Raw genomic sequence first — 16,357 nt, 5'->3', positions numbered from 1 at the left:
CTCCCTTCAGAAGATCCCCGGTATCAGGTGCCAGCGGACCTTGGCGCAGTACGCGGTGTAGCCTGGCAATTGCGCTGCGAGAAAGTGTTCCTCGTCGCGCAGGCGCCAGGCGAATCCCAAGCCCATCAGCGTGGCAGGCACCAAAGCCCAATACGAGCCCAAGGCCAGCGCGCTGCCGACGAAGTACAGCGTCGCTCCCGAGTACATGGGGTGACGGACGACAGCGTACGGTCCCGTGGAAATCACGCGCTGCGACCCGGTGACTTCCACGGTCGCCGATCCGAACGGATTGGCTTCGAACACGCGGTAGACCAGCCACATGCTCGCCAGTATCAGGAGGTTACCGAGGATGCTGATCGAAGGCGGCATGACTGACCAGCCGAAACGCTGGTCGAGTCCGGGAACGACAAACGCCGAGATCCAGACCGGCATGAGCGCCCATACGATGATTTTCTGAATGCCTCGCTGCTCTGCACCAGGGCCAGCTCTGGCGCGGCTTTCAACGAGCAACGGATGCCTGACGATGAATAGCGTCAACGGCAGGCTGGTGACGGCACCGACGGCCAGGAATACCCAGGCCTGCCAGAAATGGAGCGTGCCTGCCGAGAGGAACAAGATGAGCGCAATCAGGCCGTAGCCGAGCACCAGATTGCGCCACAGGGTCGTGGTCGCATTCCGCATTTCGCAACGTGTCGCGTGGAGCGTAACGATGACAGCTTACGCCTGCATGTCACGGCCTGCCCACGCGCGGATCGCTGTCCGGTTCAGCGCGCGATGTTGTCGAGGTAGTACTGTGCCGCGCGCGTGACATGGCGTTCGGCGAGAAGCGCAGCGAACGCCGCATCCCCCGACTGCACCGCCCGCAGGATCGCAGCGTGCTCTTCCCAGGTGATGCGCACTTCTTCGTCGCTGGCGTTGACGAACAGCATGCGCGAGCGATCGCGCATCGAACGCATCAGCTCGGCGAGCATCGCATTGGCCCCGGCCGAGTAAAGCAGATCGTGAAAACGCGCATTCAGTTCCAGCAGCCCGGCCGTCTCTCCTGCCGCCACCTTCGCGTTCCCCTCCTGCAGCACCTTTTCGATTCGCTTGACGAGGTCCGGTGTGCAATGTTCCGCCGCGAGGCGCGCGTTCAGCCCTTCCAGCGTGGCGCGAATCTGCACGAGTTCACGCGCCGATGCCGGGTCGAACGAGGCCACCACCGCACCGTGCCGCGGACGGACTTCCACAAGTCCCTCGACGGCCAGTGCGCGCAGGGCTTCTCGCACGGGCACGCGCGAGACGTCGAGTTCCTGTGCAATGCGTCCTTCGACAAGGCGATCGCCCGGCTTGTAGGCGCCCGACGTGATGGACTCGCGCAGACGGGCGATCACCAGGTCCGACAATTGCTGGTGCATGATCGGCTCGCGACCGTTTGCCCCCGTGGCTCCCCGCACCATAATTCCACTCTCCACAAACCGACAGTCCTGCGCCATCGGACCTTCATCGCGGCCCAAGGCACCCATAACCGGCGCATTTTATCGCAGCGCCGGCATTTTGTAGACTGTACACGATATGGAAGGCGCTATCGTTGCGCAGGGTCAAGGCCCCTTGCGCACGGCACCGCCGATTTCGCTGCTGTCGTCCGTCGGCTCAGGCAACACGCGGTACTGCGCCCATGAACGCCAGAATCTCCTGCCCGAGCCAATCCTCGCCGGAATTGAAATGCGCGACGATGGATGTGTGATTGTGCCCCCGCATCTGTACGAATCGCGGCGCTACGCCCCGTGCTCGCAATAGCGTCTGAAAGAACGCCGCACCGTAGTCGTCGAGAAACCGGTTTTCGTATTCCGCGATCGCGATCATCGTTGGCAGCGAGTTATGCGCCCCGTGGGTCAACGGCGAGCGCTCGACGTACCGGGCTTCGTCGTCCCCGAAATAGGCACGTACAGGCCGCGCGTTGGGATTGCGCGGATCCACGTCGGCGAACAGCCGCGCACTGATCAACACCAAGCCGGCCACCGTGCACCGCTGTCGGGCTGCCGGACCTGTCAGCGCAGGGTCGAACAGGCAACTTGCCGCATGCGTACCCCCCGCCGAATGGCCGATCAGGAAGATGCGAGACGTATCGATGCCCAGGCGCACCGCATGCGCGTGAATCCAGTCGATCGCTTGCCTGACGTCCTGTGCGCCGCCGGGCCAGGGGGCCTCATCGGCCAGGCGATACTCGACGTTGATCGCCACCCTGCCCTGACGGGCGAACCAATGGCACACGTTGTCGTAGACTTCGCCATTCACGCTCTTGTTGCCGCGCACGAATGCACCACCGTGAACGAACACGACGGCTTCGCGCAATGCGGTGGCATCCGTGCCATCCGTCACGGGGGCAAAAATGTCCAATACCTGCCGTGCGTGCTCGCCGTAAGGCACGTCCCGCTCAACGTGCGGACTCTTCGGGGCAGCCGCCAGAATCGGCGTGTAGCAGTCGATGACCGCTTTGCGATGGGCGAGGATGTCGTCGTTCCAGCGCGGCCCGAGTTCGAGCATTTCGCGCCGACGGGCCAATGGCAACGCCGAGAACGGCCCCGAGGCAATTTCCGGCAAGCTCACCATGACACGCTCACATCGCCGTTGACGAACGTCTGGCACGCCATGCGATAGCCGTTGGCCAGATCTTCTGGGCTCAGATGGCGCCGTTCCTTCTGCTTCACGTCGTCTGTGTGCTCACGTCCGGCTTCCACCCGACAGCGGCAGGTGCCGCATAATCCGCCACCACATTTGAACGGAATGCCGCCCTTCTCCCGAAGCGAGACACGCAGGAGATTGCTGTTGGGCGGTGCCTCGACGGTCTTGCCATTATTCGTAATGAACGTGATCTGAACCATATTGCTGACGGTTGTCTCGGCATCGCGACGGCAGAGCCGTGCCTGTGTTGTGTCGTGTCCGACCAGCGACGCCAGCGACGCGACGGCGCCCGCCACGCTCTCGAACGTTTCGAAGAATTTCGTCGGTACCAGATTGGCTGCGCCCGGATCGGCGTCATCGATGATCTTCACCCGGGATGGGCCGTCGAGCTTCGCCACGACAAACGCGGCGACATGACGCGTGCCATAAAAATAATCATGCGTTTCGATCGGTGTGATGCCGGGCGTCGGTTCGCTGCGGTACTGCCCCGGACGGCTGGTAAGTACGATGTACATGCGTTGTCCTCGTTGACGATGTGCCGCGCTCAAAGCGCCGCCGTCGGCTCGTCGTCCTGCGCCAGTTCGATGTCCTGCTCGATCCACAACTGACAGGCCAGCCGGAATCCCTCGTCGAGTCGTTCGCCCAGTTGCTTCTTCTCTTTCCAGTTCGGCGCGGGCAGATGCTCGCCACCCGCCAGCACGCGGCAGGCGCAGCGCGCGCACTTGCCCATGCCGCACTCGTAGCGCAAGTGCGGGAAGGGAAACTGCTTGATCCCGGCACGCACCACGAGATTGGTATTCGCCTTTACTTCTTCCTTGTACATCTGCCCATTACTACGGAAAACGACGACTGGCATGCCTCCTCCTCTCTGCAGAATCACCGCCGCGCTGGTATCCCCGGCAGGTTTTGCGTCAGTGTATCGCATATATGAATACTGTATACCACAATAAATAAAATCCGAAGGCGCCGTTGGAGATGTGGCGAAATAAGGGGATTTCCCGCGCTCACATTTCAAGGGAATTTGAGAAAAATCTACCGTTCGTATACCGTATACTCACCATTGACCGAACGGACCTCGACCGATGATCCACCTGACCGATACACAGATCGACGAACTCATCCGCTTCCCACAGGCAATTCCTGCACTGGAGCACGCCTTTCGCGAACTGGCGCGAGGCGCTGCGGCGGTACAGTGTCGCGTGCGAACGGAAGCGCAAGGCACCAAACTCTCCACGCTCGGCGCCGTGCTTCCGGGCGCGGATGTCGCAGGCGCCAAGGTCTACACAACGATCCGGGGGCAGTTCAACTTTGTGATCGTGCTGTTCCGCGCTTCGGACGGGGCATGCCTTGCGACGCTGGATGCCAATGCCATCACTCGCCTGCGTACTGCGGCAACGACGATGCTCGCAGTGAAGGCACTCGCCCGGGAAGACGCGCGCACGGCAGCGATCTTCGGCACCGGCGTTCAGGGGGCCGCACATGCCCACGCGCTCGCGCAGTTCACCGACGTCACGGATCTGCGTATCGTGGGCATCGAAGGCGATGCCGAGCTTGCAGCGTCTCTCAATGCCGCCTACGGGGCGAAAGGTATGCACGCCAAGGCGCTTGGCGCGGCGCAAGCGCTGGACGGCGCCGACATCGTCATCACGGCCACACGTTCGAGCATGCCGTTGTTCGATGGCCAGGCGTTGTCGCCCGGTGCGTTCGTCGCGGCCATCGGTTCCAGCCTGCCGCATACGCGCGAAACCGACGACAACACCGTCGCCCGCGCAGCACGCATCGTCGTCGAGTTGCGCGAACAGGCGCGCGAAGAAGCCGGAGATTTGATATTGGCCGCACCGGGCCTGGTGAACTGGGACTCGGTCGTCGAACTGGGCGACGTGCTGGAGGGCATGACGCCCGGACGCCAGCGTGACGACGAGATCATCCTATACAAGGCCGTGGGCTTTGGCCTGCAAGACGTGGCACTCGCCGCACTCGCCTACAACACGTTCATCGCGCGCGCTCATTGATCGGGACGATGCGGGCAGAGCGAAGAGATCCGCTTTGCCCGCATCGGCGACATACTCGGGTGCGATCAGGCCGCGGCGTCCACCGGCACGGGGTGCTGGAACGTAAAGCTGTCCGCATACAGATACCGCACACTGGCGCCATTCGCCACAAACGCCTGCTTGGCGTCGGAGATCATTGCAGGCGACCCGCACAGGTACACCGCGTGCTCGCCGAGATCGGGGTGGTCTGACAGCACGGCATCCTGCACGTACCCTCTCGCCCCATCCCATTCGTCGTGCGCACGTGAGAGCACCGGTACATAACGGAAGTCCGCATGCTGGCTCGCGAGCGCCGTCAGTTCGTCGTGCAGATATAGCGACGCCAGCGTACGGCCGCCCCAATACAGATCAATCGGCGGAGTGTCGCCGCTCGCCAGCATCTGCATGAGCATGCTGCGCAGCGGCGCGATTCCTGTGCCTGTCGCCACCATGACGATGGGCCGATAGTCTTCTTCGTGATAGCCGAAGCCGCCCAGTGGCGCGTCGATGTCCAGCTTGTCGCCAGGGCGCAGCTTTGCGAGACGGGTCTGGGTGAAATGTCCGCCGTCGATCTGCCGGATGTGAAGCTCGATTTCCCCGCGAGCGTCGTCTGCCGGTAACGACGACGCCATCGAGAAGCTACGCGGCCCCGTATCGCCGGGCAGGATGTTCAGGTACTGACCAGGGCGAAACACCCAGGGCTCACCGTCATTGAACGCCAACACCAGTCGGGTGACGTCGGGCGCCAACGCCTCCACGTGCACCACACGCGCTTCGCGCCGACGCGGCGCCGTCGGGGCCTCGAGCACGCGCTCCGTGCTGATCGCCAGATCCGAGCAGGCACGCGCCTGACACAACAACGCGTAGCCCGCCTCGGCCTCCGCCGGTGAGAGCGCGTCAGGCAGGTCTTCATAGCTGACCTGCCCCTGTGCGAGCTTGACGCGGCAAGTCCCGCAGCCGCCGAACTCGCATTCGGACGGCAGCACCACCCCTGCCCGCCGGGCCGCGTCGAGCACCGTCTCGTCAGGTGTCGCGTCGAAGCTGCGCTCAGCTTCGATCCATGTGATTCGGTAGCTCACGGGGCGCCTCCACGTCAAAGCTTGATATCGGGCTGCACCAGCACTTCGCGTCCGCTCTCGAGCAACAACGATTGCAACGCGGCGAGGCCTGCGAGTCCGGCCTGCGTATCCTGCTCGCCGTTGCCGCCCGACAGGCCGATGCCGCCGACGACCTGTTTGTCGACCACGATCGGAAAGCCGCCCACGAACGCGGCGAAGCGTCCCTCGAAGCTCCACTGAATACCGAACGCTTCATTGCCGGGCAACGCCGGCCCGTTGGGCGGCGTGGTGAAGAGATGCGTGGAGCGTTTGTGTCCGGCGGCCGTGAAGGCTTTGTTCCAGGCGATTTGCGGCCCGGTAATGCGCCCGCCGTCCATACGCTCGAGTGCCAGCGGAAAGCCGCCTTCGTCGACCACACAGATGGATTCGAGGACACCGATCTCCTGCGAGCGCGCAATGGCGGCGGCGATCATGTGGCGGGCTTCGGCGAGTTCAAGTTTGAAGAAAGGTTTCATGTCGGATATCGAGGTTGTGTTCGAGTCGGCGCGTCAGACGCCGCGATAGACCGTCTTGATCTGGAGGTAGAACTCGAGACCGTCGCGCCCGGACTCCCGGAACGTGGCGGTACTCGAGCGCTTGAGCCCGCCGAACGGTGCGTTGATCAGATTGCCGGTCGTCGTGCGGTTGATCTTCACGGTGCCGGCTTCAATGTCGTTCGCGAACCGATGCATCAGCCGGGCATCGTGGGTGACCAGCGATGCAGCGAGGCCGTAGTCGCTGTCGTTCGCCACGGCGATCGCATCCTCATAGCTGTCGACGTCGATCACGGCGATCACCGGGCCGAAGATCTCTTCGCGTGCAATACGGGCATCGCGCGGCACTTCCGAGAAGATCGCCGGCGTCACGAAATAACCGTGGGCGTAGGCGTCATGGGTGAGATGCTCACCGCCACACACCAGCGTGGCTTCCTGCTTGCCGATTTCGACGTAGTCGAGCACGGTGCGCAACTGCCCCGCCGTGGCGAGCGGCCCGATGTCGATGCCGGGTTGCATCCCGTTGCCAATCTTCAGCGACGCCGTCTTCGCTGCGAGGCGCTCGACGAACGTCGTCCGGATGTCACGCGCGACCAGCACGCGGCTGGTGCCGGTGCACGCTTGCCCCGTCAGCGAGAAGCCGCCTTTGATCGTCAGGTCGACGGCGCGGTCGATGTCGCGCGCATCGAGCACGATCAACGGGTTCTTGCCCCCCAGCTCCATCTGGGTGCGCGTGGACAGCGATGCAGCCCGGTGGATCTGCTCGCCGGCGGTCGTCGATCCGGTAAAGGAAATGGCCCTGACCTCGCGCGCACCGACCAGCGTCGGGCCGACGGCCGAAGCACTGCCGGTCACGAAGTTCAGCACCCCCTTCGGAATCCCGGCTTCGACAAAGGCCTCCGCGAGACGCAGCCCGCTCAGCGGCGCATCGGTCGCAGGCTTGAACACCACGGTATTGCCGCATACGAGCGCCGGGGCGATCTTGCGTGCGGGAATGGAGACAGGGAAGTTCCACGGCGAAATTACGGTCACCACGCCCAGCGGCTCGCGCACGGTGTACACCGTCATGTCGCCGTCGTCGTTCGGGAAGGTTTCACCGCCATACGACTGCGCTTCCAGCGCGTAAAAGCGAAGGGTCTGCGCCGCGCGCAGGAACTCGTCCTTGGCGAGGGCTTTCTGTTTTCCCTCTTCGCGCGTCAGTTCTTCCCCGAAACGTTCTGCGTGACGTTCGAGATAAGCCGCCGCGTTGAGCAGCACTTTGGCGCGCGCGGTCGTCGACAGGCGCTTCCATTCGCCGAAAGCGTTGGCCGCCGCCCGCACGGCGGCTTGTGCATCGGCTTCCCCCGACGCCTGGAAAAGACCGACGACGTCGCGCGTGTCGGCGGGATTCAGATTCTGGAAAGTGGCGCCCGAGCGGCTCGCGCACCATTCGCCGTCGATGTAATTCAGGAATGTGGGAACGGTCGTCATCACGCTGCGTCCTGCAAGAAGTCTTCAACACCCGCGCCGCCGGGAGATCCGTGAAAGCACCGCGGATCTCGACGGCGGCGCGGCAGATCGCCGCTCAGGCGGCCAGTCCCAGCTCGGGTAGCGGCACTTCGTTCTCGACGTAGTCGTAATAGAGCGCCGTCGTGTACAGCAGACGCATCTGGGCGCCGATCTCGCAGATCTTCAGGCAACGCTGCTGCAATTCCGGCGTGTTCGCGTTCTCGAGCACGATCTGGTAGCCGCGCTCGCCGTGAATCTCGTCGGAGACGATATGCAGGTCGAAGAACTCGACTTCCTCGTCGGTGAACTGATACTTCTCGCGCAGCGTCGGCGTTTGCTTGCGGTAGATCGACGGCACTTGCGACTCCAGCCCGACCACCAGCCCGGCCACGGCCACCACGGGGTCCTCACGCATTGCCACTGCGTAGCACCAGCTTTGCAGTCCGCGAGTGGTCGGCGACATGTTGTCCGGGTTGACCACGCGCTCGCGCGTCGTGCCGCAGGCTTCGGCAAAACGGATCAGCAGATCGGTGTGGCGGTCGCCGCCGATTTCCTCTTCGTACATGTTCGCCAGCAGGAAGTCCTTGGCCTCGGTCATGTGGTCAGGCGTGCGGGCGTACAAATAGCCGAGGTAGTCGGCGAACGGCCCGACATAGTGGTAGTGGTTCTCCGCCCAGCGTGCGAGGTGAGCGCGCGAGAGCTTGCCGCTCGCCCACGCAATGCTGAACGGCGCCTTGTTCGCGCTCTTGCCCTTGATTGCTTCTTCGAGTGCCGCGCGGAAGGTTTCGCGGTCCATCAGGTCAGCCATGTCTTGCTCCTTGGTTCCAGGTGGATGACCCGCTTCGTCGGTGTCGGTCGCTGCGAAGCGGGTTCGATTTGTCATTTCGGTACACTGTATACAGTTTTAACGAAAATGCCAATACAACAAATTGCGGTTGGGGCGCGTGCCGCGAAAGCAGAACAGGAAAGCGGGAAATCAGTCGGCAGCGCGGCCGATAGCGCCGGGAACAGCAGCGTGTACGCCGTGTGAACTGTCAGCACCCGTATGGACGGGTTCGATGGCGTCGAGCTTGATACCGTTCGTTTCCGGCAGCATGATGGCCGCGATCACGACCAGTCCATACCCTACGGCGGCAACGATAGGAATCGCGAGCGTCAGCGTGGTATGTCCGCTGGCCAGCCAACCCGCCATGAACGGGAACACCGAGCCGATCACGCGTCCGGCGTTGTAGGCCACACCGTAGCCGGTCGCACGAATCTCGTGCGGATACGTCTCGGAGATCGTCGCTGCCACGCCGGCGAACGTTCCCTGCATCAGTACGCCCATCAGGAAGCCGAGCACGACCATCACGGGCATGGGGGCTGGAATCAGCATGTAGGCGATGCTCATCGCGAACGCGCCGACCGCGAACAGAATGTAGGTCGGACGGCGGCCGAGTCTATCGGTCGCCCACGACCCTACGGCGTATCCGACGAGGGATCCGACGATGGTGATGGCCAGCCACATTCCCGTGCCGGAGACCGACATGCCGCGCTCGGTCTTGAGCCAGGTCGGCATCCACGTCGCGATCGCGTAGTACGAGCCGAGCATGCCGCCGGAAAGCAGACTGCACCAGAGGGTGCGAGCGGCAAGCCGGCCGCTGAACACGCCGCGCATGGTCTTGAGCGGACTGGTCTGGCGGCGCTCGGCCATCGTGCGCGTAAAGGCCTCGGGCTCTTCAAGATTGCGACGCAGCCAGATCACCATCAGTGCCGGTGCCACGCCGATGAACAGGCACACGCGCCAAGCCAGTTCGGGCGGCAGCCAGTTGAAGATCGCGCTGTAAGCCAGTGCGGCCAGCGCCCAGCCGAACGAATAGCTGCTTGCCGTAAAGCCGGAGAACTTCCCGCGATGCGCCGGGTTACGAATCGTCTCCATGACCAACACCATGCACAGCGACGATTCGCCGCCGAAGCCGAGGCCCTGGATCACGCGCATGACGGCCAGTTGCGTGGGCGAGTTCGTCAGCCCGCAGCCGAAACACGCCAGCGCGAAGATGGCGATGGTCCAGCGCAGGATACGCACCCGGCCGTAGCGGTCGGCGAGCAGCCCGGCACCGATGGCGCCCACGAGCGATGCAATCAGCGTATAGGTGACGATACTGCCGGCGGTGGCCTTGCTCATGTTCCAGGTGGTGAGCAGCACCGGGATGAGGAAGGAATAGATCATGAAGTCGTACACATCGACCGTATGGCCGATGAAGGTGCCCGCGAAGGCACGCTTCTCGTTTCGTGACAGTGAACTGAGCCAGGACATGAAGGTGTCCTCCTTGGTGGGTCGTGGGTTTTGTGGGGCGATGCGTCAGGCGGGTGGTGCGAAGGCGTAGCCGGCGGCTTCAAGCAATCTGGCTACATGGATCGAGCGCAGGTCGTGATACAGCGGCGCCACGATCTGAACGCCCACGGGGAGCCCTTGTGCCGTGCGTCCTGCGGGCGCGACGGTCGAGGGCAAGCCGCACAGACCGGAGTGTCCGGCCCAGAAAAGCTGTGTGGTGAGCGGCTGTGCGCGGCCGTTGACCTCGAGCGTGCGCTGCCACGGCGCGCCCTCCTCGTTCAGGGGGAATGCGGGCGTCGCAGCCACCGGGCACAGCAACACATCGACACGCTCGAACAGTTCGCGCCACGCCGCCGCGAAGCGCTCGCGCGCCGGTTGCAACCTGAGCCAGTCGCGATGCCGCATCACGGCGCCCGCATACTGGAGCGACGCGTAGCGCATATCGTCGGCGTCGGCCTGTGCTGCGGCCGTCACCGCAGCTTCGAAGGCGTCGTCGCCCAGATAGCCGCAGGTGGAGGCACGTAGCATCAGCGTGTAGACCCGCATCAGCTCGGCGGCGTCGAGCGACGGACGGGCGTCCCACACCACTTGCGCCCCACGCGCTTCGAGCACGCGTCCCAGGTCAACGATGCACTGCTCCACCTCGGCGTCGACGTCGGCAATCGGGTGGTTGGCGAGAATCCCGAACCGGATCTGGCGCAGGTCGGTCGCGTGGCATGGCGGTAGCTCGAAGCGCACGGCACAAGCCGCGTCGGCCGACGGTCCGGCAATCGCCGAGAGCACCGTTTCGAGGTCCGCCGCGCTGCGCGCCAGGGGGCCTGCCACATTGATATCCGGGAGCGTCACGCCGCCGGGCAACCCATGCCCGTCGAGCGGCACCAGGCCGTGCGTGCTCTTGTGCGAAAAGATGCCGCAATAATGCGCGGGATTGCGAACCGAGGAACCGATGTCGGAGCCGACGTCGAAAAAGGCCATGCCGGTCGAGACAGCGGCGGCGCTGCCGCCCGATGATCCGCCGGGCGTGCGCCCCGGGTCGTGGGGGTTGCGCGTGGTGCCGTAGACGTCGTTGTAGCTTTGCCAGTCGCGCAGCCAGATCGGGACATTGGTCTTCCCGAGCAGGATCGCCCCCGCGTCAACGAGGCGCTGCACGACCGTGGCATGTTGAGTCGCGACATTGTCCGTGAACGCCGGATCACCCACGGTCGTGGGCCACCCTTTGACATCGAACGACTCCTTGATCGTGAACGGAATGCCATGCAGCGGCCCGCGCACCAGGCCTGCGCGCAATTCGGCGTCGCACTGCCGCGCAACCGTATAAGCCCGTTCGAAATCACTGACGACGACCGCGTTAAGCTTCGGGTTCGCGCGGCGCCACGCCGACTCACAGGCCGACACCAGTGCCTCCGAGGTCACTTCACGACGCCGCAACGCTGCCTGTGCGGCGGTGAGCGTGGCGTAACGCCACTGCGGGGCGCCGGGCGACTGCCAAGATGCGATATCGTCGTCGAGCGACTCGACAGCAGGATTTGTCATGGTGGAGAACCCGTTTCAGTATTCTGTATACCATCGATGGACAAATTGTCGCTGTCAAGTCAATTACAGATCAGGGTTTCTGCGGAGATGCGGGGAATCGCCGTGTGGTTTGTGACGGCATAGCCCGTGGCGGAGCGCACGGATACGGCGTCCGGGCGGCGCTGGCCGCCCGTGGCGGGGGCCGGGATCAGACGCGCACGCCCTTGCGGAGATGTCGGTAGTCGAGTTGGCGCAGGTCGGCGACATTCACCCCGGGGGCCGCGACCATCAATATTTCGCCAGCCAATGCCAAGAAGTCGGCACGAAAATGCACGGAGCTCTTGAGTACCAGAATCCGATAGGCCGACGGTTCGGCGCCCAGATGTCGGAACATCGCCTGATCCGCAGCCTGTTGCTTGCGGCTGGATACGACGATCTCGAGCCCGCCCGTCCTGACCCGGGCCATCGGGCCCAGATCCATCCGGCAACCGAGGTAGAACGGCCCGGTTCCCACAAATTGACCGTCACCCAAGGCGACGACGTCGAATTCAGCGGCGAGCGGTCCGGCACCGATGCCGCTCGCCGCGCCCAACGGCAACTGCAGTGTCGCGCCAACGCCTGCCCGATGTGCCGCAGCCGCGAACGTCGCATCGCATACGACGCCAGCCAATGCGTTGCTGACGTCTTCGCGCACCAGTGCGTGCAACAGATCGGTCGTATCGCCTGCGGCGCCACCGCCGGGGTTGTCTTGTGTATCCGCCAGAATGATTGCGCCCGCACCGTCGTGGCGCTTCGCAATTGCTGCCGCCTCCGACGGCGAATGCAGGACACCGCCAAAAGCCTCCCGCTGCCCCTCGACGGCCTCCGCGAGCGACGCCGCCGCGAGATCCGCCGCGCCCGCTTCGTCAGCGTAGACCAGCACGCTGGGACTGGAATCCGGTACGTCCGCCAGCGGAAATCCCGGCACCAGTGCTGCGAGCCACGTGCCTGGCGCATCGCTCATCGTCCGGGCTTGCGCCATGAGCGATGCCGCCGGTTCGGCGAGCGTACTCTGCCATTGCATCGGAATCAGGAATGGCAGTTGCCGCCATGCCTTCGCCGGCCGCTGGCCGGTCAGGAGGCGTCGCATGATCTGTGCCGCACGCCGGCCCGTATCGGCCATGTCGACGTGAGGATACGTGCGATACGGCACCAGAACGTCCGCCTCCCGGCACATGGCGTCGCTCACGTTCGCGTGGAAGTCGAGCGCGGCGACGATCGGCACATCCGCACCGATCTGGCGACGCAGACGTCTCAACAAATCCCCTTCCCCGTCGTTCAGATGTTCACACACCATGGCGCCGTGCAAATCCAGGAATAGCGCGTCGAGGGGACCCGCGTCGCGAATGGCCAGCGACAACATCAACGCCACCGCCTCGAAGGCGTCTTCGGTGACCGGCCCGCCCGGATTCGCCGAGCACCAGACCAGCGGCACCAGGCTTTGCCCTGCGCTCGCCTCGACAAAGCCGGAAAGCGCCAGGTTCACGCCCGCGCATGCTTCGAACATCTCGTCGCCGCAGAGAAGCCCCGGCCACGCGTCAGCCGCAATGAAGTCGGTCAGACGCGTCGGCTTCAGCGCAAATGTGTTCGTCTCGTGAAGAAAACCACCGATACCGATGCGGGCCATGACGGGTCCTTACAGGGTGCCCCGGACGGCGGCTGTCAGCAGTTTGGCGTAGCTGTCGGCGTCGAACGCAATCGGATTGGTGGCGGAAGATCCATCGGCCACGGCCATTTCACCGATGCGCTGGGCGTCCTCGGCCCCGATGCCGATCTCGGCCAGCGTATGCGGAATGCCGATCGAGTCGCGCAGCGCCAATACCCAGTCGAGGAATCCGTCGAACGTCGCCGACGGCAAATCGAGGTAGCGCGCGAGCGCTGCAATCCGCTCGCTGATGACGGGCGCATTGGCCCGCAGCACATAGGGCATCAGAATCGCATTGAGCATGCCGTGATGCGCGTCGTACAGCGCCCCCAGCGGATGCGCCAGCGCATGCATCGCGCCGAGTCCGCGCTGAAACGCCGTCGCTCCCATGGCCGACGCCACGAGCATCTGCTGGCGCGCCTCCAGATCATCGCCATGACGCACGGCCTGCGGCAGGTAGTCCTTGACCAGACGCATGCCTTCCACGGCAATGCCGGCGGCCATCGGGTGATAGAACGGCGAGCTGTAAGCCTCGAGATTGTGAGACAGCGCATCCATGCCCGTCGCTGCCGTGAGCTTTGGCGGTAATCCGACGGTCAGTTCCGCATCCAGAATGACGACGGCAGGCAGCATGCGTGCGTGAAAGATAATGCGCTTCACATGCGCGGTCTCGTCGGTAATCACGGACGCGCGACCGACTTCCGAGCCCGTGCCGGCCGTTGTCGGCACGGCGACGACCGGCGCCATGCCCGCGACGTTCACACGCAAGTAGTTGTCGCCGACGTCCTCGAAGTCCCACAACGGTCGCGTCTGCCCGGCCATCAATGCAATCGCTTTCGCTGCATCGAGGGCCGAACCGCCGCCGAAGGCAATGACGCCATCGTGCCGGCCATCGCGAAATGCCCGGGTGCCTGCGTCGACGTTGGCCCCCGTGGGATTGCCCTTGATGTCGTGAAACAGTCCGCACGCGAGCCCGGCGGCATTGCAGTGCTCGCGCACCTGCGCCACCATCGGCAGGCTGGCAAGACCAGGGTCCGTGACCAGCAGCGGACGTTTCATCCCCAGGCTCTTGCACCACTCGGGCAATTCGCGCACGCGCCCGGGGCCGACCTTGACCGACGTCGGGTAATTCCAGTTCACGGAAGCGGGTTTCATAAGCTCATCCTTGGCAAGGCAATCGGTTCGGGCGCGTCAGAGTGAGCGCAGATGGAAGGACTTCGGTTGCGTCAGATGTTCGTAGCCGATCACCGAGAGCGATGCGCCGCGCCCCGTGTTCTTCACGCCGGTCCACGCCAGCGCAGGGTCGAGATAGTCGCACCGGTTCATGAAGAAGGTCCCCGTCTCGACACGCTCACCGATACGCACGGCTGCGTCCTCGTCACAAGTGAAGACCGCCGCTGTCAGGCCATAGGGGCTGTCGTTCATCCGACGAATCGCCTCGTCATCGTCCTTGACCGGCATGATGCCGACTGCCGGGCCGAAGCACTCATCGTTCATCAAGGTCATGCCGTGGTCGACATCGACCATCAACGCCGGGGCCATGTACGCCGTGCCTTCGCGTGCCGCCTCGAAACGACGCGCATCCACGAGATTGCGGGCGCCGCGAGTGGTGGCGTCGGCGAGGATGGCGCGCACGCCATCGGCCGCCGACACGCGCACGAGCGGGCCAAGCGTCGTCGCGGGATCCATCGGGTCGCCCAGCACGTATTGCTCGGTGAGCGCTACCGCCTGTTCGACGAACGCACCGTAGACCGATTGCGCCACGTAAATGCGCTGAATGCCGCAGCACGATTGCCCCGAATTGAAGAACGCGCCGTCGACGAGCGTCTCGACCGCATGATCGAGTTTCGCGTCGGCGCGCACGTAGGCCGGGTCGTTGCCGCCGAGTTCGAGGCCGATACCGATGAATCGCCCTGCCGCCGTCTGCTCGACCATGCGCCCGCCGCCGACCGACCCGGTGAACGAGACGTAACCGATCTCCGGCGCGGCGATCAATCGTTGCGTCATCTCGTGATTCGCATGGACGAACTGGAAGACGCCGTCCGGCATTCCCGCCTCGGTGAACGCACGATGCATCAGCTCGGCACACAGCGGCGTTTGCTCCGAGTGCTTGAGAATCACCGCATTGCCTGCGACCAGTGCCGGCACGATGCTGTTCACGGCGGTGAGCAACGGGTAATTCCACGGCGCGATCGTCAGTACCACACCAATGGGCTCACGCTTGATGTAGCGCGTGAAGCCCGATTGAGGCGCCACGGCCACCGGGGCCAGCGCAGTCTCGGCAATCTCGATCATGTGTCGCGCGCGGGCGGCGAAGCCGTCCACTTCGCCAGGGGTGTAGCGCACGGGACGCCCCATCTGACGGGTAATCGCCTGTGCAACCTCGTCGCGCATTCCGACAAAACGCGCCACTGCTGCGCCAACGCGAGCCTGACGCTCGCCGAGCGCCAGCGCCCGCCAGGCGCGTTGCGCCTGCTGCGCGCGCGACAGCATGGCCGCAAGGTCGGCTTCGGTGACATACGGACGACGCACGATTTCCCGGCCGTCAATGGGACTGATAGTAATGAGTTCCTGTTTCATGGGCGCCTGGCAGAAGGGCTGAAAGTCGAGACATGACAACGCGAGCGGCGCGCGAATCGATCGGAACGAACGGACCGCCTCGCCACTCGCAACGGTTTCGCGGTTCAGATGATTTCGAAGTAACGCGCCAGCTCCCAGTCGGTGACGTGGCGCCGGAACTCTCGCTCCTCCCACTCTCGCGTGGCCGCGAAGTGCTCGACGAAGGCGTCACCGAACAAGGTGCGCGCGGCAGCGGAGCCGCGCAGGCGCTGCGCCGCATCCCACAGGGTGTTCGGCAGCTTCAGGTCCGGCGGGAATTGCTGGGTGTAGGCGTTGCCCTGCACCATCGGCTGCGGCGTCAACCCCGTCTCGATACCGTACAGACCGGCACCGATCGCGGCGGACAGCGCGACGTACGGATTCGCGTCCGCCGACCCGATGCGCACTTCCACGCGCTGCGACTTGTCGGTGCCGGGAATCAGACGCAGCGCCGTGGTGCGATTCTCCATGCCCCA

The 16,357-nt window shown here is 64.3% G+C and carries 15 protein-coding genes and 1 pseudogene; 1 reads left to right on the top strand and 15 read right to left on the bottom strand.

Going from position 1 to position 16,357, the window contains the following annotated elements; genetic code table 11:
* Positions 1-6: 6 nt before the first annotated feature.
* The 5 genes from ABWO90_RS08420 to ABWO90_RS08400 all read right to left on the bottom strand — a co-directional run bounded on the left by ABWO90_RS08420 (position 7) and on the right by ABWO90_RS08400 (position 3,520).
* The gene (locus ABWO90_RS08420; RefSeq protein WP_353190764.1) at positions 7-681 is read right to left on the bottom strand and encodes a methyltransferase family protein; all 675 of its coding nucleotides are present in this window, start codon (positions 679-681) and stop codon (positions 7-9) included.
* Positions 682-764: 83 nt separating this feature from the next.
* Positions 765-1,439 (bottom strand): GntR family transcriptional regulator, encoded by a 675-nt coding sequence (locus tag ABWO90_RS08415; RefSeq protein ID WP_502922574.1) that lies wholly within the window; start codon positions 1,437-1,439, stop codon positions 765-767.
* Between the two features lie 193 nt (positions 1,440-1,632).
* On the bottom strand, positions 1,633-2,592 hold the full coding sequence (locus ABWO90_RS08410) for an alpha/beta hydrolase (RefSeq protein ID WP_353190762.1): 960 nt from the start codon (positions 2,590-2,592) through the stop codon (positions 1,633-1,635).
* Positions 2,586-2,864, bottom strand: a complete 279-nt coding sequence (locus ABWO90_RS08405; protein ID WP_353190942.1) for a 2Fe-2S iron-sulfur cluster-binding protein — start codon at positions 2,862-2,864, stop codon at positions 2,586-2,588. Before ABWO90_RS08405 ends, ABWO90_RS08410 begins: the two co-directional genes overlap by 7 nt.
* Positions 2,865-3,208: 344 nt before the next feature.
* Positions 3,209-3,520: a 2Fe-2S iron-sulfur cluster-binding protein gene (locus tag ABWO90_RS08400; RefSeq protein ID WP_353190761.1), complete on the bottom strand. Its 312-nt coding sequence runs from the start codon at positions 3,518-3,520 to the stop codon at positions 3,209-3,211.
* 226 nt (positions 3,521-3,746) lie between these two features.
* On the opposite strand from ABWO90_RS08400, the gene ABWO90_RS08395 reads away from it, so the two are divergent.
* Positions 3,747-4,676, top strand: coding sequence for an ornithine cyclodeaminase family protein (locus tag ABWO90_RS08395; protein ID WP_353190760.1), 930 nt, complete (start codon positions 3,747-3,749; stop codon positions 4,674-4,676).
* Positions 4,677-4,741: 65 nt separating this feature from the next.
* Here ABWO90_RS08395 and ABWO90_RS08390 read toward each other — a convergent pair whose 3' ends face one another.
* The 10 genes and pseudogenes from ABWO90_RS08390 to ABWO90_RS08345 form a co-directional block, all read right to left on the bottom strand.
* A complete protein-coding gene (locus ABWO90_RS08390; protein ID WP_353190759.1) occupies positions 4,742-5,773 on the bottom strand; it encodes a 2Fe-2S iron-sulfur cluster-binding protein in 1,032 nt (343 codons plus the stop codon).
* 14 nt (positions 5,774-5,787) lie between these two features.
* Positions 5,788-6,267, bottom strand: coding sequence for a GlcG/HbpS family heme-binding protein (locus ABWO90_RS08385; protein WP_353190758.1), 480 nt, complete (start codon positions 6,265-6,267; stop codon positions 5,788-5,790).
* Between the two features lie 33 nt (positions 6,268-6,300).
* Positions 6,301-7,755: an aldehyde dehydrogenase family protein gene (locus tag ABWO90_RS08380; RefSeq protein ID WP_353190757.1), complete on the bottom strand. Its 1,455-nt coding sequence runs from the start codon at positions 7,753-7,755 to the stop codon at positions 6,301-6,303.
* Positions 7,756-7,849: 94 nt separating this feature from the next.
* Complete coding sequence (locus ABWO90_RS08375; protein WP_353190756.1) at positions 7,850-8,581, bottom strand: iron-containing redox enzyme family protein; 732 nt, start codon at positions 8,579-8,581, stop codon at positions 7,850-7,852.
* A gap of 168 nt (positions 8,582-8,749) precedes the next feature.
* Complete coding sequence (locus ABWO90_RS08370) at positions 8,750-10,069, bottom strand: MFS transporter (RefSeq protein ID WP_353190755.1); 1,320 nt, start codon at positions 10,067-10,069, stop codon at positions 8,750-8,752.
* A 45-nt stretch (positions 10,070-10,114) separates the two neighbouring features.
* Positions 10,115-11,620 (bottom strand): amidase, encoded by a 1,506-nt coding sequence (locus ABWO90_RS08365; RefSeq protein WP_353190754.1) that lies wholly within the window; start codon positions 11,618-11,620, stop codon positions 10,115-10,117.
* A 187-nt stretch (positions 11,621-11,807) separates the two neighbouring features.
* A complete protein-coding gene (locus ABWO90_RS08360; RefSeq protein ID WP_353190753.1) occupies positions 11,808-13,265 on the bottom strand; it encodes a M81 family metallopeptidase in 1,458 nt (485 codons plus the stop codon).
* Between the two features lie 9 nt (positions 13,266-13,274).
* Positions 13,275-14,438: an iron-containing alcohol dehydrogenase gene (locus tag ABWO90_RS08355; RefSeq protein ID WP_353190752.1), complete on the bottom strand. Its 1,164-nt coding sequence runs from the start codon at positions 14,436-14,438 to the stop codon at positions 13,275-13,277.
* Between the two features lie 36 nt (positions 14,439-14,474).
* Positions 14,475-15,863: an aldehyde dehydrogenase family protein gene (locus ABWO90_RS08350; RefSeq protein WP_353190751.1), complete on the bottom strand. Its 1,389-nt coding sequence runs from the start codon at positions 15,861-15,863 to the stop codon at positions 14,475-14,477.
* A 104-nt stretch (positions 15,864-15,967) separates the two neighbouring features.
* Positions 15,968-16,357, bottom strand: a pseudogene (locus ABWO90_RS08345) (glutamine synthetase); the annotation flags it as partial.

The sequence above is a fragment of the Pandoraea pnomenusa genome (assembly GCF_040391475.1).
In the GTDB taxonomy this organism is placed as follows: Bacteria; Pseudomonadota; Gammaproteobacteria; order Burkholderiales; family Burkholderiaceae; genus Pandoraea; species Pandoraea pnomenusa_C.
This window is presented reverse-complemented; position numbering and strand designations above follow the sequence as displayed.

Bases quoted from the DNA above. Each gene is read 5' to 3' on its own strand.
- ABWO90_RS08360 (WP_353190753.1), bottom strand. From the start codon at position 13,265: ATGGCCCGCATCGGTATCGGTGGTTTTCTTCACGAGACGAACACATTT.
- ABWO90_RS08405 (WP_353190942.1), bottom strand. From the start codon at position 2,864: ATGGTTCAGATCACGTTCATTACGAATAATGGCAAGACCGTCGAGGCA.
- ABWO90_RS08410 (WP_353190762.1), bottom strand. From the start codon at position 2,592: ATGGTGAGCTTGCCGGAAATTGCCTCGGGGCCGTTCTCGGCGTTGCCA.
- ABWO90_RS08395 (WP_353190760.1), top strand. From the start codon at position 3,747: ATGATCCACCTGACCGATACACAGATCGACGAACTCATCCGCTTCCCA.
- ABWO90_RS08420 (WP_353190764.1), bottom strand. From the start codon at position 681: ATGCGGAATGCGACCACGACCCTGTGGCGCAATCTGGTGCTCGGCTAC.
- ABWO90_RS08365 (WP_353190754.1), bottom strand. From the start codon at position 11,620: ATGACAAATCCTGCTGTCGAGTCGCTCGACGACGATATCGCATCTTGG.
- ABWO90_RS08350 (WP_353190751.1), bottom strand. From the start codon at position 15,863: ATGAAACAGGAACTCATTACTATCAGTCCCATTGACGGCCGGGAAATC.
- ABWO90_RS08400 (WP_353190761.1), bottom strand. From the start codon at position 3,520: ATGCCAGTCGTCGTTTTCCGTAGTAATGGGCAGATGTACAAGGAAGAA.
- ABWO90_RS08415 (WP_502922574.1), bottom strand. From the start codon at position 1,439: ATGGTGCGGGGAGCCACGGGGGCAAACGGTCGCGAGCCGATCATGCAC.
- ABWO90_RS08355 (WP_353190752.1), bottom strand. From the start codon at position 14,438: ATGAAACCCGCTTCCGTGAACTGGAATTACCCGACGTCGGTCAAGGTC.
- ABWO90_RS08370 (WP_353190755.1), bottom strand. From the start codon at position 10,069: ATGTCCTGGCTCAGTTCACTGTCACGAAACGAGAAGCGTGCCTTCGCG.
- ABWO90_RS08385 (WP_353190758.1), bottom strand. From the start codon at position 6,267: ATGAAACCTTTCTTCAAACTTGAACTCGCCGAAGCCCGCCACATGATC.
- ABWO90_RS08380 (WP_353190757.1), bottom strand. From the start codon at position 7,755: ATGACGACCGTTCCCACATTCCTGAATTACATCGACGGCGAATGGTGC.
- ABWO90_RS08375 (WP_353190756.1), bottom strand. From the start codon at position 8,581: ATGGCTGACCTGATGGACCGCGAAACCTTCCGCGCGGCACTCGAAGAA.